The sequence below is a fragment of the Cardinium endosymbiont of Oedothorax gibbosus genome, from assembly GCF_936981045.1.
Classification (GTDB): domain Bacteria; phylum Bacteroidota; class Bacteroidia; order Cytophagales; family Amoebophilaceae; genus Cardinium.
Genome location: NZ_OW441264.1, coordinates 1 through 13,720 on the forward strand (window position 1 = coordinate 1; position 13,720 = coordinate 13,720).

Genomic DNA, 13,720 nt, shown 5'->3' on the forward strand with positions numbered 1-13,720 from the left:
GGTATATCCATAAAGCGTTTGTATCTTACTTTCTTCCTTTTGTAGGGTGCATTTTTTCTTTTTTGAAATATAACCGGGGGCCTAAACGGACAATGGCGTCAACTTAAGGCATTATCCTTAATGAAACTGGACGCATAGCTTCTATTATTTCGAGGTTTTGAGCTATTTTGATCTATGACGGTTGTGGTTATCGCCCTAAGTAAACCATTAAAATGGAAATATCAGTTGGACGTACACCACTAATGCGCGAAGCTTGTCCTAGCGTAGTAGGTCTTTTCTTTTGAAGCTTTTCTAATGCTTCTGCAGAGAGTGCTTTTAACCTTGTATAATCAAAATCAGGTGGAATGGCATAATGCTCTAATCGTTCCATTTTCTCTACAAGTTCCCTTTCTTTTAGAAAATAACTTTCGTATTTGAGCTCGATGCTCACCTGTTGAAGCACCTCTTGTCCATAAGTAGATAGGGCATTTTCTTGCTGCCTATCTAATGGAAGCAAGTCATTAAGGTCAACCTCTGGTCTTTTTAACAATGTGTCAGCAAATTGTGTTTCATCTATTAAGCTTGCACCTTTTGCCTCTAAGGTTGGATTAATGGTTTCTGGTTGTATCTTCCATTTTTTTAAAAAATGAAAAATATAAGCCATCTCTTCTTTCTTTTTATATACTTTTTGAAGCCGCTGGTCACCAGCTAATCCTATCGAATGTCCCCATTCTGTTAAACGCAGGTCTGCATTATCTTGTCTTAGTAAAATGCGAAATTCAGCCCGGGAAGTAAACATGCGATAGGGTTCTTCTGTTCCTTTACTTACTAAATCATCTATTAAGACCCCAATATAGGCCTCAGATCTTTTGAATACCACTGGACTCAATGCATTAATCTTTCTGTAGGCATTAATCCCTGCCATTAGGCCCTGACAAGCAGCTTCTTCATAACCAGTGGTGCCATTGATTTGTCCTGCAAAGTAAAGGTTGTGAATCAGTTGGGTTTCTAGTGTATGGTACAACTGCGTAGGAGGGAAATAATCATATTCGATCGCGTAACCAGGACAGATCATTTTGGCTTTTTCAAAACCAACTATAGCCCTTAGCATCTTTAATTGAATAGCTTCTGTTAATGAAGTAGATAATCCATTTACATAGATTTGAATAGTATGCCAACCTTCTGGCTCCACAAAGATTTGATGGCGTTCTTTTTCTGCAAATCTATGCACCTTATCTTCTATAGAAGGACAATAACGAGGACCGGTACTTTGAATTTGGCCATTATACCTGGGGATGTCTGCTACGTTATCTTTAATAAGGTTGTGTACAGTTGGGTTGGTATAGGTAATATAACAACTTTTTTGTCGCGTAAGCGGCTCCGTATTTAAAAAGGAAAAACTGCCTGGCCGTGGATCGCCTGGTTGTATTTCCATCTTGTTGTAATCTAATGTTCTACCATCTACACGAGGAGAGGTCCCTGTCTTCATTCTTCCTGTTTGAAAGCCCAGTTTTTGAAGTTGTTCAGTAATACCCGTGGCAGCCTTTTCTGCAGAACGACCGCCGGACATTTTTTTTGCGCCAACATGAATGATTCCATTTAAAAAGGTGCCATTGGTCAAAATAACCGCTTGACTCTCTATCGTGATGCCCAGTTCGGTTTGTACCCCCCTAACCTTTCCATCTTTTATCAATAGGGATACAACCATATCTTGCCAGAAATCTAGATTGGGCAATGATTCTAGGGCTCTTCTCCAGCATTCTGAGAATAACCTTCTGTCATTTTGGGTGCGCGGACTCCACATCGCTGGTCCCTTTGAGGTATTGAGCATTCTAAACTGAATGGCTGATTGATCTGCTATAATGCCAGAAAATCCTCCTAAAGCATCTATTTCCCGAATAAGTTGTCCTTTTGCAATGCCTCCCATAGCTGGGTTGCAGGACATTTGACCAATCGCCTGCAAGCTCATGGTAATCAGTAGAACCTTAGCACCTAGTTTAGAAGCAGCTGTAGCAGCTTCACAACCTGCATGTCCACCGCCCACTACAATAATATCGTATTCAAGTAACATAGATTTAAAAATGTTTCACGTGAAACATCCCACGCATCATTAGATATGGTTGTATCTACTTTTTTTGATCAAGAAGAAACAAAAAAATCAAGCACTGATGAAAAAAGTTGCTGTAAGTGCACCTTTAAAGCTGGAAAATCAGAATCAACCCTGCAAATCCACTTAACTGATTTTTTAATCAGTTTTAAGGACACACTTACTTATCACAACTTTTTTCAAAGTGCGTTGTTTTTACAACATTGTCCAACTATAAGGTGTGCTTTCTGATCGAAACTTTTTAGAAAGGAGCTTCTCTTTCGCAATAAGACTAATAGGCAGCATAATTGCTGAATGAATAATTCTATTTTCAATATTCTAGTGGTGGTGCATTTATATAATGCAATCCTATATGACAGGTGTTTTTTATAAGCAGATCACGACCGGGAAAGAAAAAGGAAATTTCTGTAGCAGCTGTTTCGTCTGAATCTGAGCCATGAATAGCATTATAATCGATAGAAGTAGCAAATACCTTCCTAATGGTACCCTCAGCAGCTTCTGCTGGATTGGTAGCACCCATTAGTTTGCGTAGATCTGTTACTGCATGCTCTTTTTCCAATACCATGGCCACTACAGGGCCAGAAGCTATAAATTTGCATAAGTCTGTATAAAAAGGACGGTGTGCATGTACTGCATAAAAGTGTTCCGCGGCGGCTTGGGTTAACTCAAGCATAGAGAGTGCGTGTATAGCAAAACCTGCTTTTTCTATCATGGAAAGAATAGAACCAATATAATTGTTACGCACTGCATCAGGCTTAATCATTGAAAATGTGTATCTTCCGTTCATTTTCTTAACTTAATTTAAGTGTGATTTATAAGGGATCATGTTTGCTAGCTCGGATCCACAGTGTGGGCTATACCCTAAGAAGAAGCTTCATGGCCTGAAGTTTTTTAGAAGTTATAACTGAAAAACATCTTATTAACCCTAATGTATATTCAGCCTATCTGAATAGGTTAAATGCTTACAAAGGTACCATTTTCCGGGTATACTTCGGAAGACAAATATAATACTTTTTAGGCCTTAGCCAAGCATTAGGTAGATGGTGTGGTTGCATTACGTATGGTGTTTTGTATGGTAAACACCTCAGTTCGGGATTAGACGTATTGTGAACCAGTCATATATATATTAGTTATAGAAGGTTTTTTCTCTTTTAGTGCATAAGCTGTAATTCCAGCTATCAAATTGACTAGAAAATTAGGTATGCTTCTATGCCTGGAATGTTCTATCTGGCTAATATTTTTGAGCTGATCTATAATAGTTTCAATTATAGATCGTTTTCTAAGCATCAGTTTATCCCAGAGTGGCATAAAAGCATTTTTCATATTTTTTCTGATTTGGGTAATGAGTTCCGCGCCTTTTTCGATCAGTTTTTCAAATAAATCTTTGCTTATGTAACCTTTATCGGCAAACATTTTACCCATGAAGTGTTTACATAAATTTTCTACAGGAAGCCTATCATTAGTTTTACCTGTGGTCAGTTGAAAATTCATAATTTCTCCTAAATCATTGACTATCAAGTGCAACTTTAATCCAAAAAACCGACCGGTGCTGGTTTTACCTTTAGTAGCAATCGATTTAAAAACCCGTACGTATAGGCTCTTTTGATATGGCAAACCTTGATGGCTGTTGCATCCATAAAATAACAACCTGTTTTTGTTTTAGAAAGACTTTGTGTAAAACAGTACAAGAGAACTAACGTTCTTTGGATCAGTTCTATAAATCTATTCTAGCTTACTAACTTTCCAAATTTACTAGAATGAAATTGCTGTAAATGAATATAATAAGACTTAAAATTTCTAAAACCAATCACATGAAAGGCAATAAGAACAGTCATTATTTCACTCAAAGTTAATGAACAAGTTCTAGTGGGTTTTCTTTTAGAGTTGGTTAACAGTTGTTTTTCCATATACGGCATAAACTTTATGAGAAATTCATTAACAGCATAATATATTTCAACTAACTTTTCTACATTCATAACTGGCTCCTTTGGATAATCTGGTTAGTATTTTTTTATCTCCAAATTTAAAACACAAAGGAGCTTTTTAAAGCTATTTTTTAACAAGCTAATCCCGAACTCAGGTTAAATGGTAACTATGATGTGTATTTGTGGGTAACTTGCTCCGGTTATCCATCAAATTCATATGTTCATCAAGAAGTGTTTTCAATATAACTATATCTTGCAGTAGTTACTGATCGAGACCGTTGCAATAAAATTTCAAGCTTTGGTATAAAAAGTGGCTTTTAGTGTTATAAAATGGTTAAATTATGTTACATTTTTAATGGTTTATACTTAAGATTTTTAATAGTATTGTTATGGCCATCAAAACAAATAATCAATTAAGTTTTGCAGATATTTCAGCTAGTCGACGTAAGTGTAAGCATACTTTTTTCGATCAGCTTAATAAGCTGATTAATTGGCAAGTAATAGAAAAAGAACTTTTCTTGTATTATCCTAAAGGTTTGTGTTTATCAGGCAAGCCAGATTATAGCCCACTTCTTTTATTTAAAATGCTGTTACTTCAAACATGGTATGCTCTGAGTGACTATCAAGTAGAAGAAGAAGTAAATGATCGTATCACTTTCAGCAGATTTTGTGGTATTTCCATGGATAGTTCTGTTCCAGATCATAGTGTATTAAGTAGATTTAGAACTGCGCTTACGGAGAAGCAGGCCTTAGAAAGGTTATTGAAAATCATTAATGATCAGCTATCTAATCATGTTGTATTGGTTCAACAGGGTTCAGCAGCTGTTGACGCCTCTATAACTCCTACCCCTAGGCGCCCTAAAGGTAAAAAAACTATGATCTTCATGAAGATGGGACTATAACTGTAGCCGAAAGCTATCAAAAAAGTGTAGACCCAGAAGCAAGTTGGGCCCAAAAAGGTGATACACTATATTATGGCTATAAGCGGCACATCCTTGTGGAAAGTAAAGAAGGCTTAGTCCTAGCAGTCAGTACCACAAAAGCATCTAGTCATGATAGTGCTCATTTACAAGTCTTATTGGATAAAGTAGAGCTAAAAGTAGGTAGTAGGCTATATGCAGATAAGGGCTATAGCGGATCACCTAATGAAACCTTATTAAAGAATAAAGTCTTAAAATCAGCTATTCAGAAGAAAGCCACTAGAAATAACCCTTTATCACCTACTGCTATACGGTTTAATAGATTGGTAGCTAAAACCAGGTATAAAGTAGAACGCGTATTTGGTAGTATTAAAAGTTGGTTCCGAAGCTCAGGAGCCCGCTATATAGGCCTTGCTAAGGCCTATACGCAACACATTATGGAAGCAATAGCCTACAACTTATATAGATCCCCAAACATCATATTAAAAGGTATTTAGGGGGATGCTCTGTCAAAAAATGAATAAAATTAACCTGAAAATCCATAAATAATAAGAATATTTAGACCCATAACACTAAAAATCAAAAAAATAACCCTAGAAAAATAGTAAAAATTATACTATCGATCTATCACAACGGTCTCTGATCGTTCCCCTATAAGTTGATGCCATTTATGGTTCTGTAACACTGGGCAACAGATGTAGCGCACAATGGTGTGACATATTAATATCTATATTATATGTCTTCTTTTTTATATCTAATGATCAGTGCATGACTTATGTGCAAAAGGGAGGCGCTAAATAGGGCGCATTAGGAAGGGGCTGGTTCAACCAAGTGGCAAAAATAGGTTATATTGCAATATAAATTCGCACAGATGGTACAAAATAGGGAAATAGTTGTAAAAAAATTGGGTTTAATAGATTATAAAGAAGCATTGGCGATTCAGGAAGCCTGCTATAGCACCATTGTGGATCGAAAGTGCGGGCGCTTTACGGTTCAGCAACCTACCCAATCCTCACCTTCTGGTTACTTGCTTTTTTGTGAACATCCTCCTGTATACACCCTGGGACGAAGCGGATCTATTGGCCATTTATTGGTAGATGCAGCTACCTTGCAAACACAGGCGATTGCCGTATATCATATAAATAGAGGGGGGGATATTACCTATCATGGTCCAGGTCAATTAGTGGTCTATCCTATTGTTGATTTGGAATGTTTTTTTACAGACATACACCGTTATCTTCGCTTACTTGAAGCATCTGTGATAGAAACATTAACCTATTTCAATATTCCATCAATGCGTTGCCCTGGGTTAACCGGTGTATGGTTAAAAGCAGATACAACTACAAGACAATTTGATCGGAAAATTTGTGCCATTGGCATTAGAGTAAGCAGGTGGGTAACCATGCATGGGCTGGCCCTGAATGTAAATAATGATCTGGCACCTTTTGGTCAAATTATACCCTGTGGTATACCTAAAGCAGTCACATCTATGCAACAAGAATCTAACAAATCTATTTCTATAATGGCTGTATCATACATTTTAGAGCAAATTATTCTAAATAAGTTAAATACTGTATAATTTTTGTATTAAGCTTTTATTTAAAATAAAGTACCAAATATTTATATTGTGCTTAGGGTTCCCATTGGTTAGTACTTCTTTTGAATGTTGAAAAATTCAAACATAAAAAATCAATGGAAGGGACTGATAAGCATGTTCTTTTTCTACTTATTAATTTGCTAATGCCAGATGCAACACAGAGGAGAAATTATTGAAAATGTAGTGAGAAGAAGCGGTATCTCTCTTTCAGTATTAGCTGGAAAAATGGGTATAAGTACAAATACACTCTACAACAGGTTTAAGGAGAAAAATTTGAGTTATGACTTTATATTGACGTTGGGGATGGTGCTACACTATAATTTTGCTGTACATTTTCCTGAGATGAAGTCAGATAAAGCGCTTCCAGACGATGTCCGTGCAGAATTATTTCAACTTGAGGAGAAATATAAAAGTTTATTGGAAAGATATAATTGGTTGTTGAAGTTTTTGCTGAAGAAATCACATGAGGCTGATCAACATGCCTTGCATAAGCAAATTAAAGAATTTATAAACTCCTCTTCTTTTTAAGTGCAGCCCACTATGGCAACGTCTATAAGGATTAAAAAATCATTGGGCCAGCATTTTTTAATAGGCACTGCTGTGTCCAGTCGAATAGCCAATCTATTAACAGATGCAAGCTTAGTAGGTACGGTAATTGAAGTGGGACCTGGTAGGGGTAGCTTAACAGAAATGTTGCTCTGTAAGCCTATTGCTAGTTTATATCTTGTAGAGATAGATAGCGACCTTGTACCCTATCTAAAAAAAAAATATGCTCAATTAAGGGATAGTATCATAGAGGCAGATTTTTTAAAACTGTCCCTAACAGAACAGTTTCAAGGTGCACGGTTGACTATTATTGGCAATTTCCCCTATAATATTTCTTCTCAAATTTTCTTTAAAATTTTAGACAATCGTCATATGGTACATGAAGTAGTAGGGATGGTTCAGAAGGAAGTAGCAGAACGAATGGCTGCTCAACCAGGTAGTAAGACTTATGGTATGCTTAGTCTGTTTTTACAAGCATTCTATGTCATAGAATACCATTTTACAGTACTGCCTCATCTCTTTCTGCCACCACCTAAAGTGGATTCTGCGGTTATTACCATGCATCGCAATAACGTACAAAAACTACCATGTAATGAGTTGCTTTTTTTTCAAATAGTCAAAAGTGGTTTTCAGCAACGTAGAAAGAAGTTGCAAAATGCTTTGCGTGCTTTCAATGTGTCCAATATAGGTTGCACTGATTTGTTGAATAAACGTGCAGAGGAACTTAGTGTAGCTGAATTTGTAGAACTAACTAATGCATTGGAAACCAGGGGATTGACCTAGCTTATAACAGCTTACAGGTGTCAGTATTAAATTTATAACTAAAAAACTACTTGGTAAGACTTTGTTTACTATATTTTAGTATAAATTGCGGTATCTGTTTAAGTCACTGGTAAAAAAGCATGTATACCACACTTTTTTTTGATAAAAAAGTGTGCAAAAAATCAAGCGCTGATGCAAAAAATTGCTAGAATTCCCGCTTACAGCTGGAAAAACAGAAGCCATCCTGTGGCCTCCATTAAGCTGTTTTTCTGATCAGCTGCAAGGTGTGCTTTCTGATCGCAACCTTTTACGAGGGGCGGGTTTTTATTTTTTTCGTAGTATGGCCATACCGATGAACGTACGACGGGTACTAATTTTTTTAGGAAACAGGTCCTTATGTTATATAATTATGATGTGATCATCTGTCATTCATAGATGCCATTGGTGCCGCATCTAGCATTTGAATAGTTTCAGAGGTGAACTTCTTTTCATTTGGATCAGTAAATGAAGAGAATACTTTAATCATACGTTGAATATTAGATAGTGTTTAGTCCCAAAGTGTAGTGGCAAGGATTAGTATGAAATAATTCAGGCTTTTTCTTCCACTGCTTACAAATAAACTCATAAGGTGAAAGCCCCTTAAGTGTTTTAAGCCGTTTAGCGTGATTATAAGCTATAATAAAATGATAAAGATGCGTTTTTAGATGCTCATGAGATTGATAATAGTATTTTTTCACCGTAGCATCTTTAAGAGTTCTATTCATTCGTTCCACTTGTCCATTTGTCCAGGGATGGTTCACTTTTGTGAGACGATGCTCAATTCCATTGGCTAAACAGACTAGATCGAAAATATGTACAAAACTGTGGCGATCTTTTTGCCTATTACAAAACTGGATCCCATTGTCTGTGAGTATAGTATGTATTTTATAAGGAGTCGATTTAATCACATTTTCGAGAAAAGTTGCAGCTATCATTTTAGTCATTTTGGGATGTAGCTCCACATAAACAAATTTAGAGGTTCGATCAATGGCTACAAATAAATATAATTTGCCTCCTTCAGTACTCATTTCTGCAATATCGATATGGAAATAACCAATAGGATATACTTTAAACTTCTTTTTAGCTGTATGTTCTTTCTCTACAGATTCAAGCAAAAAACTTATTCCATGCCGTTGTAAACAACGGTGCAAACTCGAACGAGTCAAATGCGGAATAACTGTTTGCAGAGCATATAGACAGTCATCTAACGGTAGAAGGGCATGCCTACGACAGGAATAATTATACTTTCTTCCTCTCTGGTTAAAACTGTTGATTTTCGCTCTTTAGGTCCCATGACTACATCTTCAAAAAATGAACGATTTTTCCATTTTGAAGCGGTTTTTATGTTGATGCCGTAATGTCGTGCAAGGGAAGCTAGACTCTGTGTACTCTCTTGTATGTCTTACGAACTCTAATTGTCGTTTTGGCGCAGCCGTGTAATAATTGTCCCATAATTGTTCTCTACTTGCTAAGGATAAGTAAAATATACCACTTTCGTAGAATATATCACTACACTTTGGGACTAAACACCTAAGACGCGTTGTAGGATTTAGTCATGGCTGGGAAGTGTTCACTAAACTGTGTCAAACCTTTAAAAAGTTATAATTTACATACTTAACAGATAAAGGTTTTAGACATGGAAGAAACAATGCATAATGACTACGTTGGCTTAGTAACCTCAGTTCGGGATTAGACGTATTGTGAACCAGTCATATATATATTAGTTATAGAAGGTTTTTTCTCTTTTAGTGCATAAGCTGTAATTCCAGCTATCAAATTGACTAGAAAATTAGGTATGCTTCTATGCCTGGCATGTTCTATCTGGCTAATATTTTTGAGCTGATCTATAATAGTTTCAATTATAGATCGTTTTCTAAGCATCAGTTTATCCTAGAGTGGCATAAAAGCATTTTTCATATTTTTTCTGATTTGGGTAATGAGTTCCACGCCTTTCTCGATCAGTTTTTCAAATAAATCTTTGCTTATGTAACCTTTATTGGCAAACATTTTACCCATGAAGTGTTTACATAAATTTTCTACAGGAAGCCTATCATTAGTTTTACCTGTGGTCAGTTGAAAATTCATAATTTCTCCTAAATCATTGACTATCAAGTGCAACTTTAATCCAAAAAACCAACCGGTGCTGGTTTTACCTTTAGTAGCAATCGATTTAAAAACCCTGTGCGTATAGGCTCTTTTGATATGGCAAACCTTGATGGCTGTTGCATCCATAAAATAACAACTTGTTTTTGTTTTAGAAAGACTTTGTGTAAAACAGTACAAGGGAACTAACGTTCTTTGGATCAGTTCTATAAATCTATTCTAGCTTACTAACTTTCCAAATTCACTAGAATGAAATTGCTGTAAATGAATATAATAAGACTTAAAATTTCTAAAACCAATCACATGAAAGGCAATAAGAACAGTCATTATTTCACTCAAAGTTAATGAACAAGTTCTAGTGGGTTTTCTTTTAGAGTTGGTTAACAGTTGTTTTTCCATATACGGCATAAACTTTATGAGAAATTCATCAACAGCATAATATATTTCAACTAATTATTTCTACATTCATAACTGGCTCCTTTGGATAATCTGGTTAGTATTTTTTTATCTCCAAATTTAAAACACGAAGAAGCTTTTTAAAGCTATTTTTTAACAAGCTAATCCCGAACTTAGGTTAAAATAATGATTTTTTAGAATAAACGCGACAGAACCGAAAAAAGTGTGATAAAAATGTCTTATTTACCACTGACTTGAACAAATACATAAAAATAGGGTAGCGGTTCATCTAAAACAAAACTTAGTGCCTACAGCCGTTTCTTGCATATCAGCTATGCATGGTAGCGTTTCCTCGCATGGACGATCTATTTTCTGCTTTACCAATGATTGATATAGTAAATCAGCAATCGTAGCCATACCTTCTGTTTTCTCTGGAAGTGGGGCCATAACATAGAGTTGCGCTTCGGCTCTTGTAAAGGCTACATAGAGTAGATTGAGGTTATCTAGATGTATTTGGAGCTGTTCTAGGTAATAGTCTTTTGCATAATGGGTTTCTTTTAAATCTGCACCATAGCCTATTGGCCATATAGGAAAATATCGGTGTTGTGGATGGTATAGGCTCCATAATATGGGGCCATTTTGTGGCGGATGGTCTAATCCCCAATTACAAAAAGGCATAATGACTACTTTAAATGCCAATCCTTTAGATTGGTGAATGGTCATTACACGGATCACATTTTCATGATGACTGGCAGGTAGTTGTATCGCTCGACCTCTTTTTTCCCACCAAACTAAAAATGCTTCTATAGAAGACGATTCTGTAAGACAAAAGTTTAAAACAATACTCTGAAAAAAAGCTAGAACATCGCCAAAGTCATGAGGAGATTTAAATAAACAGGCGATCAGTAGATGCACACAGGTATAAACCGATACATTTTTTAAAAAGTCTTTTTGTGCCCAAAACGAGTGGGGCAATAGCTTTTGCATATCGCCATCTACTGCTTGGTAGTATCTATCATGGTGCCCATTCCCCGAATGGTTATCTATACCATGCCAATAAGCTTGTATCCAGGATACTTTATTAATTAAATCATCTTCATTATTAAGATAATATAATGCATGTATCAATACTTTTATGGCTATATGGCTCCATAAAGAGTGGGCATGATCCGATACTAACTTATATGAACCAATGGTATGGTTGCACAAATGGGTTAGTAAAGCGGCTTCACTATTATTCCGAATCAATACAACGATATCCTTTGCTGGAATGCCCTCTTGTTGTAACCGTTCTAGCAAGGCTATAAAGGTTTTTTGTGCATGCGCTTTCCAAGAAGTAGGATAACCCTCTGTTTGGTCAGAACGAAGTAAAAAAAGTTCTACATAACCTCCTTTTGTAGCGTTTGTTTGTTGTGCTACGTCATCATAAGCCCGTCGCATTTGGGCCAAGTCATAAGAGAGTGGATCAATAGAGGGAAAGGTAGATTCGAGATAATCAACCAATTGGTTGGCGGCTTTTTTAAAGAAATGATTGTTAAATAATATAATGGCCTCTTGGCTACGTCTATTGGTAGTTAAACCATAAATGGTACTTTCCTTAAATTCTGCTTCTACTTGATGGTTCAAGAGTTTCCAATTGCTACCACGCCAACGGTAAATAGATTGTTTGACGTCTCCTACTAATAAGCTAGTATATCCTTGTGCCAGGCTATTGCGTAATAATGGCTTGATATTCATCCATTGAAAAAGAGAAAGGTCTTGAAATTCATCTATTAGAAAATGATGAAATTGATTGCCTATTTTTTCATATAGGTAGGGTGTATCGCTGCCCTGAATGGCTTGGTAGAGTAAGGCGGCAATATCTGACATAAACAAGAGATTGTTTTTGAATCTATACCGCTCTAATCCTATAAGTAATGCGCCGATCATACCAAAGGCATAAGTAAAACGGTTCCCCACTATGGTGGTTCTATATGCTAAGCCTTCTTTTTCATACAAGTTCATTGCCTGCATCAGTAAAGGATGGAGTAAAGTCTCTACTACTTTAGCGATATGGGCGGATTTATTGGTTTTTTGCTTGTGGTACCAACTTGTTAGATCATTGTTGCCTATAGCAGCCAGTTTGGTGGGCTTCAGATCTTTTTTGCTGGCTAATTTTAAAAAATAGCCTATTACTCCTTTGGTACCATAGGTAAAATCTTTGGGTGTAAGTCCCTCTTGTTGCACTATGTTTAGGGCAGTTTGCCCTATCTTTTGCATCCTTTGTTCAAAGGAGCACAAAGACGCTTGTGTCGCTAATGCGAAGTGAGGACATTCCTCTTTCTGCTGAAAAGCAGTTAATAATGCTTTTTCATGTAACTTAAATGACTCATCAAAGAGTGCTTTACCCAGCTCCTGAATGTGGCTTTTAACATGCCAGTTTTTACCAACCAATAGTTTCGTAAGTGCAAAGTCCACCATCCATTGTTGAAGCAACGGTTCATCTAAGATAGATAGTTCCTCTATGGTTTCTTTTAAAGCCAGTGGCTCATCCATCTCAATAGCAAAATGGTGGGGTAACCCGAGTGATTGGGCAAAGGATTGAAGGATCTTATGGAAGAAACCATCGATGGTCACAACTGACAAATCACCATACTGATGTACCATCATGGATAATATTTCCTTGCTGCGCAGCTGTAGTTGAGCAGGCGCCCACCCTGTTTGGCGCAGCATTTCTCGTAAAGTCGTTTCTTCCCCAATAGATAGGCTATGCAAATAGGCCAGAATCCGCTGCTTCATTTCCTGGGTTGCACGATTGGTAAAGGTTACCGCCAAGATATGTTTAAAAGCATCTGGATAACGTAAAGCCCATTGAATATAACGGGTTACCAATATATGGGTTTTGCCAGAACCTGCAGAAGCACGATAGATAAGCAATTGAGCCATAGCTTTTTAAGGATAAGCAACCATTCCCAAACTGATCTAAGTAGGCCAGCTTAGTGTTCTTCTATAACGCAAGGAAATCGTTAAGTTTATAAAATATATATTGGTAATCAATCTATATAATAAATATAGAAATTGCCAAAGAAAAAAGTTATGCATAACTGTGCTTTACAACAGATAGGGAGGCTCTGTCTACTTAAGTGTGTAAATTATTTTTTTGGTTTTATTCAATTCTGTTTTCAAATTTAATTAAAAAATGTGCCATAGTCTCGCTCCAGTTATGAATAGAGGTGGTCCATTTTCTAGTCATGTAGTTAATAGTTAGATATTAGGGACCATAAGTTGCAATTATCCTTGTCTATAACGGTTCTGTCGCGTCTATATTTTCTTTAGTAACGTCTTTTCTTTTAAGTGAAGTTTTGGA

The 13,720-nt window shown here is 36.5% G+C and carries 6 protein-coding genes and 4 pseudogenes; 4 read left to right on the forward strand and 6 right to left on the reverse strand.

The window, feature by feature from the left end; all coding sequences use genetic code 11:
* Nucleotides 1–187: 187 nt before the first annotated feature.
* The 3 genes and pseudogenes from mnmG to NBW36_RS00015 all read right to left on the reverse strand — a co-directional run bounded on the left by mnmG (nucleotide 188) and on the right by NBW36_RS00015 (nucleotide 4,062).
* Nucleotides 188–2,050 (reverse strand): tRNA uridine-5-carboxymethylaminomethyl(34) synthesis enzyme MnmG, encoded by a 1,863-nt coding sequence (gene mnmG, locus NBW36_RS00005; protein WP_250238264.1) that lies wholly within the window; start codon nucleotides 2,048–2,050, stop codon nucleotides 188–190.
* A 346-nt stretch (nucleotides 2,051–2,396) separates the two neighbouring features.
* Nucleotides 2,397–2,873 (reverse strand): nucleoside-diphosphate kinase, encoded by a 477-nt coding sequence (gene ndk / locus NBW36_RS00010; RefSeq protein WP_250238265.1) that lies wholly within the window; start codon nucleotides 2,871–2,873, stop codon nucleotides 2,397–2,399.
* 308 nt (nucleotides 2,874–3,181) lie between these two features.
* Nucleotides 3,182–4,062 (reverse strand): annotated as a pseudogene (locus NBW36_RS00015) (IS982 family transposase).
* 338 nt (nucleotides 4,063–4,400) lie between these two features.
* Here NBW36_RS00015 and NBW36_RS00020 point away from each other — a divergent pair.
* The 4 genes and pseudogenes from NBW36_RS00020 (at nucleotide 4,401) to rsmA (ending at nucleotide 7,857) form a co-directional block, all read left to right on the forward strand.
* Nucleotides 4,401–5,428, forward strand: a pseudogene (locus NBW36_RS00020) (IS5 family transposase).
* A 374-nt stretch (nucleotides 5,429–5,802) separates the two neighbouring features.
* On the forward strand, nucleotides 5,803–6,510 hold the full coding sequence (gene lipB / locus NBW36_RS00025; protein ID WP_250238267.1) for a lipoyl(octanoyl) transferase LipB: 708 nt from the start codon (nucleotides 5,803–5,805) through the stop codon (nucleotides 6,508–6,510).
* 168 nt (nucleotides 6,511–6,678) lie between these two features.
* Nucleotides 6,679–7,056 carry a hypothetical protein gene (locus NBW36_RS00030; RefSeq protein WP_250238269.1) on the forward strand — a complete coding sequence of 126 codons (378 nt, stop codon included), beginning with the start codon at nucleotides 6,679–6,681 and terminating at the stop codon, nucleotides 7,054–7,056.
* 12 nt (nucleotides 7,057–7,068) lie between these two features.
* Nucleotides 7,069–7,857, forward strand: coding sequence for a 16S rRNA (adenine(1518)-N(6)/adenine(1519)-N(6))-dimethyltransferase RsmA (gene rsmA / locus NBW36_RS00035; protein WP_250238271.1), 789 nt, complete (start codon nucleotides 7,069–7,071; stop codon nucleotides 7,855–7,857).
* 515 nt (nucleotides 7,858–8,372) lie between these two features.
* On the opposite strand, the pseudogene NBW36_RS00040 reads toward rsmA, so the two are convergent.
* The 3 genes and pseudogenes from NBW36_RS00040 to NBW36_RS00050 all read right to left on the reverse strand — a co-directional run bounded on the left by NBW36_RS00040 (nucleotide 8,373) and on the right by NBW36_RS00050 (nucleotide 13,299).
* Nucleotides 8,373–9,327 (reverse strand): annotated as a pseudogene (locus NBW36_RS00040) (IS481 family transposase).
* A gap of 237 nt (nucleotides 9,328–9,564) precedes the next feature.
* Nucleotides 9,565–10,386: pseudogene (locus tag NBW36_RS00045) on the reverse strand (IS982 family transposase).
* A 273-nt stretch (nucleotides 10,387–10,659) separates the two neighbouring features.
* Nucleotides 10,660–13,299 carry a UvrD-helicase domain-containing protein gene (locus tag NBW36_RS00050; RefSeq protein WP_250238273.1) on the reverse strand — a complete coding sequence of 880 codons (2,640 nt, stop codon included), beginning with the start codon at nucleotides 13,297–13,299 and terminating at the stop codon, nucleotides 10,660–10,662.
* Nucleotides 13,300–13,720 lie beyond the last annotated feature (421 nt).

Coding starts and splice junctions, on each gene's coding strand:
- mnmG (WP_250238264.1), bottom strand. CDS start 2,050: ATGTTACTTGAATACGATATTATTGTAGTGGGCGGTGGACATGCAGGT.
- ndk (WP_250238265.1), bottom strand. CDS start 2,873: ATGAACGGAAGATACACATTTTCAATGATTAAGCCTGATGCAGTGCGT.
- lipB (WP_250238267.1), top strand. CDS start 5,803: ATGGTACAAAATAGGGAAATAGTTGTAAAAAAATTGGGTTTAATAGAT.
- NBW36_RS00030 (WP_250238269.1), top strand. CDS start 6,679: ATGCAACACAGAGGAGAAATTATTGAAAATGTAGTGAGAAGAAGCGGT.
- rsmA (WP_250238271.1), top strand. CDS start 7,069: ATGGCAACGTCTATAAGGATTAAAAAATCATTGGGCCAGCATTTTTTA.
- NBW36_RS00050 (WP_250238273.1), bottom strand. CDS start 13,299: ATGGCTCAATTGCTTATCTATCGTGCTTCTGCAGGTTCTGGCAAAACC.